Raw genomic sequence first — 18,636 nt, 5'->3', positions numbered from 1 at the left:
GGAGCATACGGCTGTTTAAGTACTTGCAAACAGATAGTTGAACTGACTTCAATCAGGTATAAAGATCCTTTTTTGATTATCAATCTTAAAAGCTCTAATGCTTATTGTTTGGTAAACAGGTACTTCTTTAACGAAGGCTCATTTCTCTTAATGCTGTGGATAAATAACTTATGAAGGCATTAATATTTAAAAATTTGTATATTGATGTGTAAACACGCACGTCATGCCAAACAAACTACTACTGTCGCTACTACTCATTCTGTTGCCGTTGCTGAGCTTTTCACAAGGCCGACTTACCAAAACCAATTTCCGTAGTCCTTATACCTATATCTATAAAATCACAAACGAGGAAACTGCTGAGATTTACAAGCAGGGACCCGAAGTGGTCAGCAAAAGCTTTTTCCATACGCTGGTCGATTCTTTTGCCATCAGAAAGTCTTATAGCAAAGAATTGCCGCAGGGCCACTACCTATATATGCACGCCAGTGGACCAAATCTGGTATATAGTTTAGAAACGGTTACCAACCTGCAGGTAAATCTGCTGCAAACAAAGCCTACGTTGGCTGTTACGGTACACGATAGTGCCGGCAAACCCGTGCAAAGTGCTAAAGTCAGGGTAAACAAGAGGCGTGCGAATTACGATGCCTCCACCCAAACTTACCGCCTCTCTAAAACGTCGAAGAAAGGCCTGCTGGCTGTAAGCGTAGGAGCTTTTACTTATTACCTGGAACTGGAGAAAAGAGAAACCTATAGCTACCACTCGTCCTTAAGCTGGCCAAGAAAGGTGCTGAACTCCTTTCCGATAAAATACATCTGGAGACCTATCAATGCAGTGGTGCAAACAATCCAGCATGGTCAGCCAGAGGGCTGGATACGGAGTGTGTTTGCCATTTTTGACGAAGATTACCGCCGTGACAAAGGCTACAAATACAGAGGCTACTTGGCAACAAACAAACCGCTGTACCAACCAGGCGATACAGTACGCTATAAAGCCTTTGTTGTAAAGCGAAATGGAAAGCCGCTGAAGGAAGACTTGCAGTTGCGACTGTCTCATTACAGAGGCGGAGAGAAAAAGCTGGGGCAACTGGAACCTTACCGAAAAGGTGCCTACGAAGGATCATTTATCCTGCACGATAGCCTTAACCTGACCCTGGACTACAACTATAACCTGAGCTTATCCAGGCTGAATAAACAAAAGCAGCAGGTGGTGCGGGCTACCATCAAGTACGAGGATTATGAGCTGAAGGAAAACAAATACACCTTGCGTCTGGAGCATGATAAGCATTACCAAGGTGTACAAAACCAGATTTATGTGCGTGGCACCGATGCCAACGGCTTAAACCTGATGGATGCAAGGGTGCAGTTGGTGGTGCTGGCTAATCGTGTAAACAAAATAAAGCAGCAGCAAGTTTTTATACCCGACACGCTGTGGGTGCACGAGCAGCCGCTCTATGCCATGGGCGAAACCACCATCATTTTGCCAGACACTGCTTTGCCAAATGCCTTTGTAGATTATACAGTAAATGCAAACTTCCTGAACAGCAGTAATGAAAGCAACTCCAAAACAAAGAGAGCATCTTACCTGCACACGCAGGGCCGCTTGCGTTTTGTGCTGCAGCAGGATAGTCTGTTGGTTGAATACCTGGAAGGTAAGGAGTCCAAGCCGAGAACAGCGACGGTATCCGCTTACTCCACCGACTATGAGGAACTGCTGCATCAGCAAATAGAATTACCTGCTCTTGTGCCTCTAAATGCCTTTGCCGAAACCTATGAAGTAACCTCTGGCGAACTGACAGAAGAATGTGATGCGACAGAAGAGAAGCCATCCTTTCAGACATACAGCGAACGAACCGCCGATACACTATATTTTGGATTGCAGAATCCGCAGCGGCTGCCTTATTGGTACTATGTGTATCGGGGTGAAAAACTGGTGGCACGCGGTCAGGGCAAGGATGCAACATTTGCCTACCAGCAGAAAGTGCGTGGAGAGAAGCCTTATTTTGTAGCCGTGCGGTATGTGTGGGGCGGAACCATGCAGGAGCTAAAAGAGTCGGCTCCGCATTATAAGTATACCTTAAACGTGGCAGTGGAGGCGCCGCAGGTGGTGTACCCAGGGCAGGAGGCCGAACTAACGGTGGCACTTACGAATGCTGAGGGCAAGCCTGTAGCCAACGCCGATCTTACAGCCTATGCCATCACTTCCAAATTTCAGAATCAGAACCTGCCTTCTCTGCCAAGTTGGAATAAATTCAAGGGGCAGAAACCTTACCGCGAGCTAGAAATAGCAGATGCTGACCCACGCGGTAGTAAGCTTATGGATTGGGACTACTGGAGCCGCCGCATGGGCCTTGATAGCATTGCCTGCTATAATTTCCTGTATCCGAAGCAGGGCATTTTTACGGATTATGCTTATGTGAAGGACAGCCTGACGCAGGTTTCTCCGTTTGTGGTGGATTCGGGAAGGGTAGTGCCTGTGCACGTGGTGTACCTGGACGAAGTGCCTGTTTACTTCTCCCAAACTGATGTGTTGCCTGCTTATTCTTTTGCTGCAGATAGTGGCTTCCACACACTTAAATTGCGCACTACTGATAAACTAATTACCCTGGACAGTATTTACCTGCGCCACGGCCAGAAGCTGGTACTGAGTGCTGATATTACCAAGCCAACTGATGATGCTTTTAAAGCAGAAAAGAAGAAGTTTAACTTGTTAGAGCAGCAGGCACTTTCGAAGTATTTCTTTAGAGTAGAGCAAAACTATGGCACAGATTATACTTACCTGAAACAGGGCCAGCGTATTCATCTGCTTAAACCTGAAAATAACAGGCGATACGGCTATCAGCAAAGGGACTACAGGTACAACAGTCTGCTGGTGGGGCCGTTTTCACCAAGCTTTATGCAATATCATCGGCTGGGCCGCTTTACCACTAACTTCCTGATGGAGCCTGGCTACACTTATCTTTTCGAGGACGGGCTCCTAAGGCAGCGGCAGAGTCTGTTGGGAGCAGGGCACTTGTTGTCTTTACCCATTTGGGATAAAAAGCCTTTAGGTCCAGAACTCCTCAGACACGAGGCGCTAACCGATGCACGTGTAACAGAGGCATGGGAGCAGGCACAGTATAAAAGTCTTTTCCAAAACCTTTATACTTCTAATAGTTGGTCTACACCTGCAGGATATGGTCGTTTGGGTTGGGAGCTTGATACTTCTTTGAGAAAGCAGCCTGAGCTATTGTTGCTTATCGGGGAAGGCAGGACAGATTCTCTCAAAATTTACAACAGCAGCAATCGGCTCCTTCACCGACTAGAGCCGCATTCTTACAAGCTAGTTCTCCTTTTCGGGGATAGCACTTATGTAGCCAGAAAGTTTACAGTTCAGGCAAACGGACAGACACAGCTTTTATTTACAGCACAAGAGCTGCAGCAGCCCGATGCGCAAAGCCTGGAACTGCAGCAGATCATCAGAAGCAGAATAGAGCAGCAGCGCAAACGGGTAAAGAATTTAGATCTGGAGCAAATGCAACAGCTGCGAACAGCGCAAGCCACGCATTATACTTACACGAGTGGCAGCAGTTACTATGCTCATGTAGTTAGGGGGCAAGTAACTAGCAAGAATGATAGAGATCCTTTGCCTGGCGTATCTGTGGTGCTGAAGGGCACTAACATTGGTACACTTACCGATATGAACGGAAACTATACCATAAATGCTCCTACAAACGGCATGTTAGTTTTTAGCTTCATTGGTTTTTCAGCAGAGGAAGAGGCTATAAACGGACGCGACAGGATAAACATAAAGCTGCCAGAAGACACGCAGGCCTTGCAGGAGGTAGTGGTAGTGGGCTACGGAACACAGGAAAGAAGAGAAGTGACAGGAAGCGTAGCAACTGTACTACAAGGGCGAGCAGCAGGTGTGCAAATTCGCGGAGTGAGTACGGTAGCAGATGCAGCACCTTTGCTTATAGTAGATGGTGTTCCGTTTAGTGGGAAAATGACAGATTTGGATGCATCTAACATTGCATCTGTCAAGATATTAAAAGGCGCGGAGGCAACCTCTTTGTACGGTTCGGCAGGAGCGGAAGGGGTTACAATCATCACAACTAAAAAAGCTGCCAACAACCAACTAATGGCTGAACTGCCTGCTGGTGACAACAGCGGCATCCGCAGCAACTTTTCTGATTATGCATTTTGGCAGCCGCGCCTTGTAACTGACCGCAACGGCAAAGCAAGCTTCAAAACAAAGTTTCCCGATGATGTAACAAGCTGGAATACCTACATCTTGGGTATGGACTATAAAAAGCGCAGCGGCATCTTTAGTACAAGCATCAAGTCGTTTAAGGCGATGATGGCGACAGTCAGCCTGCCCCGCTTTTTAATTGAAGGCGACCAGGCGCAGGTAATCGGCAAAGTGATGAACTACCTGCCCGATAGCAGTCAAATCAGTACTCGTTTTGAAGTGGAAGGAAAGCAGGTGCGGGCACAGCAGCAGCAATTGAATCGCGTATCGGTAGATACTTTGACCATAACCGCTCCTGCCATGGCACCAGATTCGCTGGAGGTGCTTTATGCGCTGCAGCAGCCAAATGGCTTCAGCGACGGCGAGCGACGCTTCGTTAAGGTGTATCCGAAGGGAGTTTATGAAACAACGGGAACATTTCTGCAACTCCACAACGACACTACGCTTACACTTTCCTTCGATCAGCAGAAAGGGCCTGTAAAAATGCATGTGCAGGGCAGCCTGCTGGATGTGATGCTGGACGAAATTGACAAACTGCATAAGTACGAATACTGGTGCAGCGAGCAAGCCGCCTCTAAACTAAAAGCGCTGCTGTACGAAAAGCGCATAAGAGAGCAGTTAGGGCAGGAGTTTAAGCACGATAGGGATGTACGAAAGCTGGTGAAACACCTGGAGAAAACGCAATTGGCATCTGGTGGCTGGAGTTGGTGGGAGCGAGGCAACTTTTACTACTGGATCAGCAGCCACGTAAGCGAGGCGCTGCAAATGGCACGGCAGGAGAATTATGGTCCGAAGCACAACGAAGAGCAACTGGTTAAGGAGCTGGTATACAGATTAGAATCGGCAGCGGCAACTGATAAACTGCGTGCGCTGGAAACACTTTATGCCTTAATCGCCAACGTAGATTATAAGCGCTATGTACTGGAACTGGAGAAGTGGAAAAAGCTGACACTCGAAGACCAGTTGCGGTTGACACGCCTCCGCCAAAAACTCGAAATGCCAGTGCAACTGGACACGCTACAAAAGTATAAGCGGCAAACCATGCTGGGTGGCCTGTATTGGGGAGAACAGAAGTATAGCCTCTTCAACAACAGCATCTCGAACACCTTACTCGCCTATGATATATTGAAAGCACTCGGAGGCCATGAACGGGAGCTACAGCAAATACAGGCTTACCTTTTGAATGAGCGAGGCTCAGGCTACTGGCGCAATACATACGAGTCGGCACGTATTCTGGAAACGCTGCTTCCTGATTTGTTGACTAACGAGGGAGAGCTACGGGGAACAAAGCTACAACTAGCAGGGGCGGTAGCTATTGAAGCAACTAATTTTCCGCTCGATACCACCTTTATGCCATCGCAAGCACTGGTGGTGCAGAAGCAGGGAAATCAGCCATTGTTTTTCACGGCTTACCAAACGGAGTGGGTGCAGGCGCCGCAAGCAGTGCAAAATGATTTTATAGTAAATACCTCTTTCAAAGGCAAGGGTACGGAAGCGGCTCTTAAAGCTGGAGAGGCAGTAGAGATGATCGTGGAGGTAGAAGTAAAGGCCGATGCAGATTACATTATGATAGAAGTGCCTATACCTGCAGGCTGCTCTTACGAGGAAAAAGTTGGATTCAGATATGGCTCTGCCGAGGTGCACCGAGAATACTTTCGCCATAAAGTAGCCATTTTTAGTAACAGCCTGAAGAGAGGAAAATATACTTATAGCATTAAACTGCAGCCACGCTATAATGGTATCTATACGTTAAACCCAGCAAAGGCTTCCCTCATGTATTTTCCTACATTTTATGGCCGTACGGGGCTAAGACAAATTAAAATTGCCCAATAGAAAATATAATGAACTCTCTTTTGAGCAAAAGAGTTAAGGTGATATTCTAAGATGATGAAACCTTTAACGAATGCAATTTTATAATAATGTAACTACTAGTATATATGGTTGTTAAGTTTTTATAGATTTTTGTTGCTGGTAAACTTGTGTAATAGAATTGCTCCGCCTAAATTGCACTATCTTATATAGATAAGTATTGTAAAATAAAATACAATGTAAGTGACTAAGTAACCACTTATTATTTTATATTTGTAGAGATTGCTCTTCTTATGAGGTGGTAAACTTATTAGTAAACCTTTACAGTCATATAACTTTTAGCCGATGTTAGACATCATCAACTTCATTGCTTTGTCAGGTTTGTTCAATGTTCTTTTCTTCTGGTATGCCTCTACCAAAATGAAATCGAAGCCTGATCCTATTAAAACACTTATCGTTTCTTTCGTATTCTCTATTCCTCTTAGCTTCCTGCTGATAGGTGTATACACGACCATGCTGATTTATGCGGCACGCCATGGCGCAAGCGAAGATGCTATGTGGGAATATATGGAGCAAGAAGAACTGCAGTAGTTGATTTTTTAATCCTATTCTATATAAACAAAGGAGCCACCTTAGCATATAAGGTGGCTCCTTTGTTTATATAAATTTGCAAAACTTAGCGGCTGCCTGTGCTGCTGCCTGAAGTGGTTCCGCCATCTTGAATATCAGAAGCTCCTCTGCTACCGCTTTTCTGGTTAGGCGCGCCTCCCACTTCTCCTTTAATTATTTGTTCGTTGTCTACAACCTCTCTTTCAACTCCTAAAGGGTTGATGTTAGGTACTGAGTTCCCTTCGTTTACAGTATTGTTTGTGTTCTCGTTTTTCAGTTTGTCTATATCTTTATCTTGCTTACTCATAGCTTGTACAGTTTAAGTTTTACGTTTATTAAATTATCGCACTAGTTTACTTGTGTACTACTTGTGCTTCACTTTGGTTTCTAAACACCTTGTTCTGTTAGGGTGGTAGAACAAGGCTTTGGTTATCTTGCCTATTTTCTAGGGCTCAATTAGAACATGTCGTTGTTTCTAAAGTCGTCATCGTAGCGTCTGCGGTCCCGTTCATTGTAGAAGTCAGGGCGGCGGCTGTCGTAGTCATTTCCATGGTAGCTTCGGCGGCGTCCGCTCATCGGGTCGTAGTGGCGATTCCAATCTGGGTCTGTGTTGTTGTAGCCATCGTAGCCGAAGCTCAGAGAGCCAGCCATATTGCCGTAGTTATCGCCACCGCTGTTGCCATAGCGATCGGGGCTATAGTTGCCGTTAAAATTACCGCCTTCAGAGCGTGTACTATAGCCTTCATTTGTAGGGCGATACTGCTCATTCCTGTAGCTGCCACGGTTGTCTCTGTACCTGTCGCTTTCTCTGTTTCCGTAGTTTCTGTTATCGTATGAATTCTGACTGCGGCTACTCCAACCACGGTTATCCCCACTGTAGCTTCTGTTTTGGTTGCTGTAGTGGTTGCCATCACTGCTGTCGTCCCTGTCACGATCTCGGCTATCAAAGCCATTATAGGTTGTTTTGTTGCGGTCTTCGCTATTGTTGTCGAGGCGATAGGCTCCTCTGTAAGAATCAGGATCTGCCCGCCTGTTATCGTCCTGCCAAGAGTCGTTGTAGCGTCGGTTATTTCTATTATTCCAATTATCTCTTTCCATAGGTAAATCTCATTAGGTTCTACTTTTTAAACGCACATTTACCCATGAGGTTTACGGTTTTGCTTAACCCATTCAGCCCTGCATCCCGTAGAAAGAACTATTGACATTAGTAACTAAACCTAATTTTACTATGAGAAACAGACAAGATAATAATCAAAACGACTATAACAGAAATAGAGACCCTCGTTGGCTAAGCGACCGTCATCAGGGCCAAAATTCCGATCGTGGTAACTATAGAATAGACTCAAACTTTAACAGGGGCTATGGCGATAATGCCGATAGCCATTACTTGGACGACAGAAGCTTTAACTCTCATGCCGATCATCAGCACATGCATCCGCAGGGGCGTTTCCAGTCTGGCGGAGCGTATTATGCTGGCCCAGACTATACCCAAGGTCGTGAGAGCGAAGATAACCCGTACGGAATGAGCTATGTGCCGAGTGACAGTGATATCTCGTACAATCACTACGATCCGCGCGCTGATTACAGCAACATAGACCGTGATGAAAGAGACCAGATGCCTGAGCCATGGGGACACATGGGATTGGCGGATGAAAGGTTCGGTCACGATGTAAGACGGGGCGGAGACGACAGAAACATGGGCCGCTACTCGCGTGGTGACTACGAGTCTTACCGCCGTTACGAACATGGAAACAACATGTACGACAATGATTACAGAGGTGGTTTTGCTGACAGAAACTACAACCAGGACCAGGCCCACTATGGCGAAGACAGCCGCTATAGCAACATGGAAAGATGGAATGGCCGAAGCGACCAGCGCCACGATAGGTACGACCAAGACAGAGGAGACAGAAGATAAACAGCTGGTTGTTTTAAATTATTTATGAATCCATGGCGGCACGAGGCATTACCCTGAGCCGTCGTCTTAACAAAAACAACTATGAATAACGATAGAGATAGAATGTATAGTAGCTACGGAAGCTACAACAGACAATATGAGCAGGGCGACAACAATGGCCGCCAGTACGGGCGAGGCGACGAACGAGGCAGACAGCCGCAGTACCGCCAAGATCGCGAGGATTGGCCAGGCGACCGTGACAACACCAGAAGGCAATCGCCAGAAAGCCGTCGCTATGAGCAAAGCAGGCAACAAGCTATGCGTGGCCAAGACGATGGCTATCGTAATGATTACTATAATGTGATGTACGACACATCTAACTACTATGCTACGCCTAGGGGAGTAGATTATGGTTTGCCTTACGGTGCAGAGAATGACTTAGATAAAACTGATCATTATGCACACCCAGACTGGGTATACGGCGACAGACGTACCCCTTACCGCTACAGTATGGGCTATAATCCGAACTATGATAACCCAGCGGAGGGAGATTTGTACCGAGACTTCGACAGTCGCGGGAACCACGGTTTCCGACATGATGCTGGGTATGGTAACGAAGATGAGTTTAGGGAGTTTGGTAACGACCGTTTTGGCAGACCAAACCATACAGAAAATGGCTACTATGGTCACTTTGGTGGCTATAACCGATAAACCTTACAACAATGTATAGAGCTTATACATTGGTATTAAAATTTTCCATCTGAGAAAGGCCGTGGCGGAAGCTACGGCTTTTTTCTTGGCTGGCAGAGCGAGTTGTAAATGTGGTGGTTATGTTTTTACTCTTTCTAAAGTTGATGAAAGAAGGCTTGGAGAGGTTCTCAGGGAACAGAAATTATTTGAGAAATAAGGTATATCTTTATAGAGATATTATCGTATAGGCGTTTGTTCCTATTCTATAAATTTAAAGGGAATTTGTTTCAGAGATCCTACTTAACCAATGAGAATCAAAAAAGCAGTAATTACCGCGGCAGCACGCGGCGAAAGGTTATACCCAGTTGCTGACACCATTCAGAAAGCTATGTTGCCCGTAATAGACGTGGATGGTTTGCACAAGCCTGTTTTACAAATTATTGCGGAGGAAGCTTTCGGCAGTGGCATAGAAGAGATTTGTGTTGTATGTGCGCCAGGCGATGGCGAACGCTACATAAGTGCCTTTACTTCGCTGCGCGACAACATTGTAAAGTCGTTTCAGAACACCGATTGGGCAAAAGTAGAGGCTGAGAAGATAAACCACCTGCTTAGCCGCATACAGTTTACAGAGCAGGAAAAACCATTAGGCTATGGCCATGCCGTTTATTGCGCTAAAGAGTTCGTGAATAACGAGCCATTCCTGCTGCTTTTAGGCGATTACCTGTATGTTTCCGACTTGCAAAAGCGTTGTGCCGCACAGCTGCTTGATCTGGCCTCGAAGGAAAATTGCTCTGTATCGGCGGTAAACCCAACAATAGAACATCAGATCAGCCGCTACGGTACCTTAACAGGTAAGCAAGTGCCTGGTACAAAAGGCGTGTACCAAATCGATAAGATCATTGAGAAGCCATCGCTGAGTGTAGCAGAATTGGAACTCCAAACTCCAGGTCTGCGTGTGGGCTATTATCTCTGCTTCTTCGGTATGCACGTATTTACGCCAGCTGTTTTCGATATACTGCAGCAAAAGGTGGCAGAAGGCGAAGGCAACGTTTTGCTCACACCAACACTGCAGGAGCTTGCTGGAACCGAGAAGTACCTGGCCCTGGAAGTAAAAGGGAGCCGCTACGACCTGAGCCGTAAACACGGCTTACTGAGTGCCCAAATTGCCCTAGGTTTGGCAGGCGAGGCGCACGACGAAACGTTGACAACCATAGTAGAGTTGTTGGCGGAAGCCAATGCCCGCAAGAGCAACTAAGGCTAAGTAGAAAACAGGTGCAGGCCCTACTTCTACAATAGGAATCACCCTGATTCCTTTTAAGAACACGGCTGCATCCCAAAACTATCCAGAAATCATAATCAACGCCCTTTAGTTATTTATCTAAAGTGGCTGATATCATTTGCTTAGAGAAAAAAGCAGCATGAATGTTTTTATAGAAACAATTACCTCTACCGATCCTGCCATACGTAATCGATCTTTTTACGAGATCAGCCAAAAGTTATCAGCCAAAGAGCTGATGCAGGCGCTGCGTGAGCTGGAGGGTTTCAGAAAATCAACTTCCAACTTATACGACAAAGTAAGGGCAATCCTGTTCCTGTATGCAGGCTATCGGTTTTTCCTGATGGAGTCGAAAGAGGTGCCTACAGTTGGCAAAATCAACTATGCAGGTTTTGAGGATATGCTGGCCCGTCGCTTCGACCATGCCATTGCCACTTTTCTGCAGGAGTTGGACAAGCACGGCCCAAATGCTTCCTTGTTTAGCGCCCTGGCCGATAGCTACCACCAGCTGTCTTTTCAGACGCTGGCCGACCAGGTACGCAAGAGCGTGCGTTCCAGCAAAGGTAACCAATGGATGTTCCGTGTAGGGCACCAGGAGGAGCACCCGATTCGTATTCACCCGAAACTATTACAACGCCAGGATAACTCATTGTTTTACCCTGTGTTGCACGAGCATACTTCTGTTCGTATGGACCTTACCCACAGCGGCTGGTCCGATATCTTTTTCCTGGGCATGGATTACCCTGAGGGAGCAAGAGTTGTTAATGTTTCTATTGACTTAGGTGTTTTCGGACGTGACAAAGATATCAGGCCGCCGCTGCATAGCTATGTGCGCGTAATTCCTGAGCCTGTGCTGCGCCTTACAAGTATAGACTTAAACACTACCAAAGACATTCACGACCTAGCCGACCTTTTCAACTTCGGTAACGACTACCTGAGTCTGGTGAAGGCTGGTGTGATTGCCTCTGGTCTTATTCCGCCTTCTTTTGAAGGTACAAACCAATCTCTGCCAGAAATCCTGGAACGTGTGGTAGCGCCAGGCATGGGTATAGAGTTGGTTACCAAAGTAAACGATATTCCGAAAGGCTCCCGCTTTGCGGTATCTACCAACTTACTGGGCTCCATTATCAGTTTACTGATGCGGGCTACAGGCCAGACCAAGAGCCTGACTGATGGGCTGGAGGAAAGTGAAAGACGTTTGGTGGCATCCAGAGCTATACTTGGAGAATGGATTGGCGGCTCAGGTGGCGGCTGGCAGGACTCTGGTGGCGTTTGGCCAGGTATAAAAGCCATTCAGGGTACATTTGCCCAGGAAGGTGATCCTGAGTTTGGTATTAGTCGCGGCACATTATTGCCGCGCCATCGCGTGTTACAGGGCGAAGAAGTACACCCAGAAATGCAAGAGAAGCTTACGAAATCGCTTGTGTTGATGCACGGCGGTATGGCTTCTAACGTAGGCCCAATATTGGAAATGGTGTCTGAAAAATACCTGTTGCGTGGTGAGAGGGAGTGGGCAGCCAGGCAGCGTACGAATGAGATTTTCGACAATATATTGGGTGCCATCAAAGAAGGCGATATCCAAAAGCTGGGTGCCAATACAGCTCAGAACTGGGAAGGTCCGATTAAAACGATCATTCCATGGGCCTCAACTTATTTTACCGAGCAGATTATCGCAAAAGCGAAGAAGCAGTTTGGTGATGATTACTATGGCTTCCTGATGCTAGGCGGTATGTCGGGCGGTGGTATGGGTATGTTTGTAAACCCTGCACACTACGAAGACTATAAACTGGCAGTGCTGGACATCCTCCGAAAAACAAAGAACGAACTTTCGGCTTCTATGCCTTTTGCCATGGAGCCTGTGGTGTATAACTGGAGCATCAACAACAGAGGCAGCTGGGCCACAATACACGAAGGAAACGAGGCGCTGATGCCAGAGCAGTATTATGCCATCCACCTATCGGAAATGGTGCGCAAAGAGCCTAATTCTGTTGCCTATGTGCGCCGTGCCGAGATGGACCATTTCACGACTTACTGCGAACAAAACAACCTGGCTTACCCGCTGCTGCGCACGGTGGTAAGTAACCTGTTTAAGGTATCTGATCCATCCTCACAAAGCAACCGCAACACCGAAAACGAAAAGGCAGACAAAATCAAGAAGGAAAACGGCTTCGACTACATCCAGCACGAGGATATTCGGGAAGAGATACAGAAAGGCCTGATTGGTTTGTCACGCAACCGTTTGGGAGCCGAGACTTCTATTGAGGATGTGAAGGAAGGCGATACCGTGCAGTTGGAGGCTTTAACGGAAGCAGAGAAAAGGGGAGACGAGGCTATAAAAGCAGGTAAAGTGGCTGTAATGAGCCTAGCCGCTGGTGTAGGTAGCCGCTGGACCAAAGGCGCTGGTGTGATAAAAGCACTGAACCCGTTTGTGGAAATTGAGGGTGAGCACCGCAGTTTCCTGGAAATACATTTGGCTAAGACCAAAAAGGTGGCGGAGAAGTATAATACCACCATTCCGCATATCGTGGCCACGAGTTACCTTACGCATGAGCCTATACGCCAAAAGCTGGAGCAGACGCAGAACTTCGGCTACAGTGGCGGTGTGTATCTTTCTCCTGGTCGCTCGATAGGACAGCGTTTTGTGCCGATGGAGCGTGACCTGCGTTTTATGTGGGAAGAAATGCCACAGGAAACCCTGGACGAAAACAAGCAGAAAGTACGCGATGCCGTGCGCCAGAGCATGATCAACTGGGCCAAAAGCAAAGGCGAAGGCTCTGACTATGTTGATAACATTGCAGCACAACGTTTTTCACCGCTGGGCCACTGGTACGAAGTATCGAACCTGCTGCGCAACGGTACATTAGCCAAACTGCTAAAGGAGCAGCCGCAGGTAGAAACCATCATGCTGCATAACATTGATACCTTGGGTGCCGATGTGCATCCTGACGCTTTAGGCCATCACCTGGATTCAGGCAATGTGCTGACTTTTGAAGTAATCCCGCGCCGCATCGAAGATCGTGGCGGTGGACTGGCACGCGTAAACAACCAGCTGCGCCTGCTTGAAGGTTTGGCACAGCCACGCGAAGAAGACGAGCTGAAGCTGAGTTATTATAACTCCAATACCACCTGGATTCAGATAGACCAGTTGTTGCAGCTGTTCGGTTTAACGCGTGAAGATCTGCAAAAAGGTGATGAAGCAGCGATGGCAAAAGCTGTGCGAAGTGTAGCGCACCGTATTCCTACTTATGTAACCATAAAAGAAGTGAAGTACCGTTGGGGCCATGGCCAGGAAGACATCTATCCTGTAGCCCAAATCGAAAAGCTGTGGACGGACATGACTGCCCTGACAGATTTGAAGTGCGGTTATATTGCCGTTCCGCGTTACAGAGGCCAACAGATGAAAGACCCTGCTCAACTAGATGCTTGGGTAACTGACAGCAGCAAAGATTATGTAGCCGCGCTGGGTAATTTCAATTAATATCGCACAGACCTGTGAGTGTCTTGGTTGCTACAGGGCATCAGCTTTGGGCACGAGACGCTCGCGGGTTGTAAAAACACCGCGAGGTCTTTAGAGCAGCGGTATATACGTTATCATGATAGAACAGGAAAGCCCCTGCTGCAACGGTAGGGGCTTTTTCTGTTTTAGGGCTGGTCCACTTAGTCACTGTCCCAAGGGATAAGGTAAAGCTAAAAGGTGCTTTACCTTATGGGAACATAGACTTTAGAATTTACCTACATACCAACATCATGCTTCAAGTTTTCAACTTGGAGCTTTACATGAGGCAAGTTTTCAACTTGCGTGTCGGTAAACTTAATCGTGCATGTCTATGCCAGTTACAAACTAGCCTCATGTACAACCACAAGTTACGCTGTCGCTAAACTTGCGACATGTTTTGTTTTTTATACAAGTAGAGCCTTGGACACAAATGGCAATTGTAACACAAAAAACATCATTCAAGCAGAACAAAGCGGGTATAAAAAATAAATTAGGCAGCTATACTTGACATCTTTTATACTATGTCGTATGTTTACGTCATACTTCTAGTGTGCTAAAAAATGACCTATACTAAAGCCACCGCATTCGATACAGAGCAGCAGGAACTGGCACGACTGGCAAAGGTGCTGTCGCATCCTGCACGTATTGCTATTCTGCAACACCTGGCGCAGGCAAAATCCTGCATCTCGGGCGATATTTCCAGTGCCTTGCCGCTTAGCCGTACCACGGTATCGCAGCACCTGCAAGAGCTGAAGAACGCAAATCTGATTCAGGGCGAGATTGACGGCCTGACAGTTTGCTACTGCATCAATGTGGAGGAGTTTAATAAGGCAAAAGCTTCGTTGGAGCAGTTTTTCGGGAACATAAGCGACTGCTGCAGCGGCTGCGGTTGCTGATAAACCTATTTTTCAGATAGATAAAAAAGTAAAAGTATGAGCACAACAGTTTTCCCTCGGATGCACGTGAGCCTTTACGTGACCGATATCGCCAAAACAACCGCATTCTATACTTCCTTTTTCGGCCAGGAGCCTGCCAAGGTAAAGCCGCGATACGCGAAGTACGTGCTGGACCAGCCTTCGCTGATTATCTCGTTTGTGGAGAACCCTGAGCGTATGCAGCAGAATTTCGGACACCTAGGTTTCCAGGTAGAGACAAAGCAGGAGCTGGAGGAGCGTCTTTTGGTTGCTAGAGCCCAGGAGCTGGTTTCGAAAGAAGAGATTGGTACCGCTTGCTGTTATGCTGTGCAGGACAAATTTTGGGTAACTGATCCTGATGGCGTACAGTGGGAAATATATTATTTCCATGAAGATGCAGAATTTAACGATCCGCATTACGAACTGAACGATGCCAGCGCCTGCTGCATGCCTGCTGCCCATGAAGAGAAGCCGAAGGTACAGCTTGCCAGCATCGGTTTTGTAAACCAAGAGGAAGCCTGCTGCACTCCAGGTAGCGGCTGCTGTTAAGTTATAAAAGTCAGGAGCCAAACATTAATACTTTGGCTCCTGATGCTTTCCCTTTGTTATCGATAAGCCATATTTAAAAAACAAGATGAAGATTGCCTTCTTTAGTGATATCCATGCGAATATGCCTGCCCTAGAGGCAGTGCTGCAGGATATGGACCAACAACAGCCTGATTTTGTGTACTGCCTGGGCGATTTAGTGGGTTATAATATTTGGGCCAACGAAGTTGTGGAAACGATACGGCAGCGGCGCATCCCGACGTTGGCAGGCAACTACGACGAAGGCGTAGGCTTAAGCAGCGGCGACTGTGGCTGTGCCTACAAAACCGATCAAGATAAAGGAAGGGGAGAACAATCTATTGATTTCACAAATAGAATTATAACTGCTGAGAATCGAGCTTACCTGCGGATGCTGCCTCGCCATATGCGCCTAGATTTTGAGGTACAGAAAGATGAGAAGCTCCAGTTGCTGATGGTGCATGGAAGTCCGCGCAAGATAAACGAGTACCTCTTTGAGGACCGGTCAGAGAAAAGCCTGCTGCGGCTGATGGAAGAATCTGAAGCTGATATCATGCTGCTCGGACACACGCACAAACCTTACCACCGCCAGCTGCCTTACGAGCAGGACGGTCAAACCCGCTACCGCCATGCCATAAACCTTGGTTCTGTGGGCAAACCCAAAGATGGCGACACCCGCGCCTGCTACGTGCTGTTGACACTGGACGAGCAAAGCAAATCAACGGATGCCGCAAGTATAAAATTAGACTTCGTGCGAGTGGCTTACGATGTGGAAAAAGCCGCCAAAGCCGTAGAAGAAAGCCCGCTACCCAACGAGTTCGCCGACATGCTCCGAAAAGCTTATTAGATTTAGACGCAGGACATAAGACACAAGATATAGGACTGTTAGTAAATTAGTTTAAATGCCTTTGGCCTTAACCAAGTTCTAAGGCCTGAGAGTAAACAGTTAAAAAAGCTTCCCTCCTTCGACAAGGAGGGGTGGTTCGAAAGTGCAGAAAAAATAAATATCGGCTCTAATGAAAAGATAAGATACTTACCACCTATCACATTTATAATTCATCCTTTCTAATCAATAATCCAAAATGACCCAGTGTAACCCAACTATAAAACGCAAGCGCCTCTCATTCCTGGACCGCTACCTGACGCTCTGGATATTTGTAGCTATGGCTATAGGTGTGGGTTTAGGATATTTTGTGCCAGGTACAGAGAACTTTATAAATTCTTTCCAAAGCGGTACCACCAACGTGCCTATTGCCATTGGACTTATTCTGATGATGTACCCGCCATTGGCAAAGGTGCGCTACGAGCATTTAGGCAAGGTTTTTCGCAATTTTAAGGTGCTGTCGGTGTCGCTGGTGCTGAATTGGGTAGTGGGGCCAATTTTGATGTTCAGCCTCGCGTTGCTCTTCCTTCACGACCGACCAGAGTACATGGTGGGTCTGATCATGATCGGACTGGCGCGTTGCATTGCCATGGTCATTGTCTGGAACGAACTGGCTGAGGGAGACAGGGAATATGCGGCAGGCCTGGTCGCTTTCAATAGTATTTTCCAGGTGTTCTTCTATAGTTTGTTTGCGTACCTGTTCATAACCGTGCTGCCGCCGCTTTTTGGCATAAAAGGAGAAGTTGTACAGATCAGCATGGGGGAAGTGGCCGAGAGTGTGGCAATATACTTGGGTATTCCCTTCGTAGCTGGGTTCCTGACGCGCCTTGTGCTAAAGGTAATCAAAGGAGAGGAGTGGTATCAGCAGAAGTTCATACCTGCCATCAGTCCGATCACCCTTATGGCTTTGCTGTTTACCATTGTGGTCATGTTCAGCCTTAAAGGCAATATGATCGTGCGTATACCTTTGGATGTGCTTTGGATTGCGCTGCCGCTGGTGATATACTTTATCATTATGTTCTTTTTGAGCTTCTGGGCAGGCAAAGCAGTAGGAGCAGATTACTCACAGAACGCTGCCATTTCCTTTACAGCCGCTGGCAACAACTTCGAGCTAGCTATTGCTGTGGCAATAGGTGTGTTTGGTATCAATTCAGGTCAAGCCTTTGCGGGTGTGGTGGGGCCACTGGTGGAGGTGCCTGCGCTTATACTGCTGGTAAATGTAGCCTTCTGGCTGCGGGATAAGTTTTATAGCAGGAAAGGTGATTTAGCTGAGAGTAAGATAGTTCTTTGAAAGAGGTTGCTGTTAGTATACTTTTTGCCTATAAACACAAAAGCCAGAGCTGAACAAGCTTTGGCTTTTGTGTTTATAGGCTATGACTTACAATGCCTTTTGGATTCTTTCTTTCAAACCTGCGGAGGCTTCTAAAAGCGGAAGTCTTACGGCGGCAGAGCACACACCAAAGTGTTCCAGTGCTGCCTTTACACCTACAGGGTTGCTTTCTTCATACATCAGCGGGTTCAGGTCTACGAAGTCGTAAAGCAGTTGGGCCGCTTCAGTAAAGTTATGATCTAGTGCCAGTTGCACCATTTGGTTGAACTTTTCTGGAAAAGCGTTGGCCAGCACCGAGATAATGCCATCGGCTCCAAAAGAAATCATCGGAAGCGTCAGCATATCGTCGCCGCTGATTAGCAGGAAGTCGGCTGGTTTGTTTTTAGCAATCTGCATGCACTGCTCCAGGTTGCCAGAGGCTTCTTTGGTACCGATAATGTTTTGGTGGGATGCCAGTTTTAGGGTAGTGTCGGCGGTTACGTTGCTGCCTGTGCGGCCTGGCACGTTGTAAAGTATAACAGGTACAGGCGAAGCATCGGCCACCTGCACATAATGCTGGTAAATGCCTTGTTGCGACGGCTTATTATAGTATGGGCTTACAGAAAGTATAGCGTCCACACCTTCCAGATCGGTTTGTTTTATAGTTTCCAGCACCTGGTGGGTGTGGTTGCCGCCTAAGCCGTACACCAAAGGCACGCGTTTACCCACGTGTTTTTTTACAAATTGAAGTATCTCAGCCTTTTCTTCTGTACTGGTGGTTACAGATTCTGCTGTGGTGCCATTTATAACTAAATAATTCACACCTCCATCCAACACAAAATCGAGCAGTTTCGGCAGTGCTTCGTAGTCAACTTTTAAATCTGTAGTGAAAGGTGTAACTAAGGCCACACCCGTTCCTCTTAATCTCTCTCTAGCCATTTTTCTGGAATATGAGCCGCGA

13 protein-coding genes are annotated in these 18,636 nt (G+C 47.0%); 10 read left to right on the top strand and 3 right to left on the bottom strand.

Annotated features, from left to right (window positions below):
• Window positions 1–223 precede the first annotated feature (223 nt).
• Together LN893_RS11620 and LN893_RS11615 are read left to right on the top strand one after the other, a co-directional pair.
• On the top strand, window positions 224–6,061 hold the full coding sequence (locus LN893_RS11620) for a carboxypeptidase-like regulatory domain-containing protein (RefSeq protein WP_229970140.1): 5,838 nt from the start codon (window positions 224–226) through the stop codon (window positions 6,059–6,061).
• A gap of 321 nt (window positions 6,062–6,382) precedes the next feature.
• Window positions 6,383–6,628 carry a hypothetical protein gene (locus LN893_RS11615; protein ID WP_229970138.1) on the top strand — a complete coding sequence of 82 codons (246 nt, stop codon included), beginning with the start codon at window positions 6,383–6,385 and terminating at the stop codon, window positions 6,626–6,628.
• An 85-nt stretch (window positions 6,629–6,713) separates the two neighbouring features.
• Here LN893_RS11615 and LN893_RS11610 read toward each other — a convergent pair whose 3' ends face one another.
• Complete coding sequence (locus LN893_RS11610; protein WP_229970135.1) at window positions 6,714–6,953, bottom strand: hypothetical protein; 240 nt, start codon at window positions 6,951–6,953, stop codon at window positions 6,714–6,716.
• Window positions 6,954–7,102: 149 nt separating this feature from the next.
• On the bottom strand, window positions 7,103–7,744 hold the full coding sequence (locus tag LN893_RS11605) for a hypothetical protein (protein WP_229970133.1): 642 nt from the start codon (window positions 7,742–7,744) through the stop codon (window positions 7,103–7,105).
• Between the two features lie 130 nt (window positions 7,745–7,874).
• Here LN893_RS11605 and LN893_RS11600 point away from each other — a divergent pair, with 130 nt between their 5' ends.
• The 8 genes from LN893_RS11600 (at window position 7,875) to arsB (ending at window position 17,657) form a co-directional block, all read left to right on the top strand.
• Window positions 7,875–8,564, top strand: coding sequence for a hypothetical protein (locus LN893_RS11600; protein WP_229970130.1), 690 nt, complete (start codon window positions 7,875–7,877; stop codon window positions 8,562–8,564).
• An 81-nt stretch (window positions 8,565–8,645) separates the two neighbouring features.
• Window positions 8,646–9,254: a hypothetical protein gene (locus LN893_RS11595; protein WP_229970129.1), complete on the top strand. Its 609-nt coding sequence runs from the start codon at window positions 8,646–8,648 to the stop codon at window positions 9,252–9,254.
• A 286-nt stretch (window positions 9,255–9,540) separates the two neighbouring features.
• Window positions 9,541–10,488: a UTP--glucose-1-phosphate uridylyltransferase gene (locus tag LN893_RS11590; RefSeq protein WP_229970127.1), complete on the top strand. Its 948-nt coding sequence runs from the start codon at window positions 9,541–9,543 to the stop codon at window positions 10,486–10,488.
• Window positions 10,489–10,651: 163 nt separating this feature from the next.
• Window positions 10,652–13,987 carry a UTP--glucose-1-phosphate uridylyltransferase gene (locus tag LN893_RS11585; protein WP_229970124.1) on the top strand — a complete coding sequence of 1,112 codons (3,336 nt, stop codon included), beginning with the start codon at window positions 10,652–10,654 and terminating at the stop codon, window positions 13,985–13,987.
• A 578-nt stretch (window positions 13,988–14,565) separates the two neighbouring features.
• The gene (locus LN893_RS11580; RefSeq protein ID WP_229970120.1) at window positions 14,566–14,901 is read left to right on the top strand and encodes an ArsR/SmtB family transcription factor; all 336 of its coding nucleotides are present in this window, start codon (window positions 14,566–14,568) and stop codon (window positions 14,899–14,901) included.
• 36 nt (window positions 14,902–14,937) lie between these two features.
• Window positions 14,938–15,468 (top strand): ArsI/CadI family heavy metal resistance metalloenzyme, encoded by a 531-nt coding sequence (locus LN893_RS11575; protein WP_229970117.1) that lies wholly within the window; start codon window positions 14,938–14,940, stop codon window positions 15,466–15,468.
• Window positions 15,469–15,553: 85 nt separating this feature from the next.
• Window positions 15,554–16,330: a metallophosphoesterase family protein gene (locus LN893_RS11570; RefSeq protein WP_229970114.1), complete on the top strand. Its 777-nt coding sequence runs from the start codon at window positions 15,554–15,556 to the stop codon at window positions 16,328–16,330.
• 235 nt (window positions 16,331–16,565) lie between these two features.
• On the top strand, window positions 16,566–17,657 hold the full coding sequence (arsB, locus tag LN893_RS11565; RefSeq protein ID WP_229970111.1) for an ACR3 family arsenite efflux transporter: 1,092 nt from the start codon (window positions 16,566–16,568) through the stop codon (window positions 17,655–17,657).
• A gap of 87 nt (window positions 17,658–17,744) precedes the next feature.
• Here the strand turns inward: arsB and dapA are convergent, their stop codons facing one another.
• Window positions 17,745–18,614: a 4-hydroxy-tetrahydrodipicolinate synthase gene (dapA, locus tag LN893_RS11560; RefSeq protein ID WP_229970108.1), complete on the bottom strand. Its 870-nt coding sequence runs from the start codon at window positions 18,612–18,614 to the stop codon at window positions 17,745–17,747.
• Window positions 18,615–18,636 lie beyond the last annotated feature (22 nt).

Origin of the sequence: Pontibacter harenae (genome assembly GCF_020907245.1) — a bacterium.
Lineage (GTDB): Bacteria > Bacteroidota > Bacteroidia > Cytophagales > Hymenobacteraceae > Pontibacter > Pontibacter harenae.
The sequence above is the reverse complement of the archived record's forward strand: the minus strand, read 5'-3'. Positions and strand labels throughout refer to the sequence as shown.

Coding starts and splice junctions, on each gene's coding strand:
- LN893_RS11585 (WP_229970124.1), top strand. CDS start 10,652: ATGAATGTTTTTATAGAAACAATTACCTCTACCGATCCTGCCATACGT.
- LN893_RS11610 (WP_229970135.1), bottom strand. CDS start 6,953: ATGAGTAAGCAAGATAAAGATATAGACAAACTGAAAAACGAGAACACA.
- LN893_RS11620 (WP_229970140.1), top strand. CDS start 224: ATGCCAAACAAACTACTACTGTCGCTACTACTCATTCTGTTGCCGTTG.
- dapA (WP_229970108.1), bottom strand. CDS start 18,614: ATGGCTAGAGAGAGATTAAGAGGAACGGGTGTGGCCTTAGTTACACCT.
- LN893_RS11605 (WP_229970133.1), bottom strand. CDS start 7,744: ATGGAAAGAGATAATTGGAATAATAGAAATAACCGACGCTACAACGAC.
- arsB (WP_229970111.1), top strand. CDS start 16,566: ATGACCCAGTGTAACCCAACTATAAAACGCAAGCGCCTCTCATTCCTG.
- LN893_RS11570 (WP_229970114.1), top strand. CDS start 15,554: ATGAAGATTGCCTTCTTTAGTGATATCCATGCGAATATGCCTGCCCTA.
- LN893_RS11595 (WP_229970129.1), top strand. CDS start 8,646: ATGAATAACGATAGAGATAGAATGTATAGTAGCTACGGAAGCTACAAC.
- LN893_RS11600 (WP_229970130.1), top strand. CDS start 7,875: ATGAGAAACAGACAAGATAATAATCAAAACGACTATAACAGAAATAGA.
- LN893_RS11615 (WP_229970138.1), top strand. CDS start 6,383: ATGTTAGACATCATCAACTTCATTGCTTTGTCAGGTTTGTTCAATGTT.
- LN893_RS11590 (WP_229970127.1), top strand. CDS start 9,541: ATGAGAATCAAAAAAGCAGTAATTACCGCGGCAGCACGCGGCGAAAGG.
- LN893_RS11580 (WP_229970120.1), top strand. CDS start 14,566: ATGACCTATACTAAAGCCACCGCATTCGATACAGAGCAGCAGGAACTG.
- LN893_RS11575 (WP_229970117.1), top strand. CDS start 14,938: ATGAGCACAACAGTTTTCCCTCGGATGCACGTGAGCCTTTACGTGACC.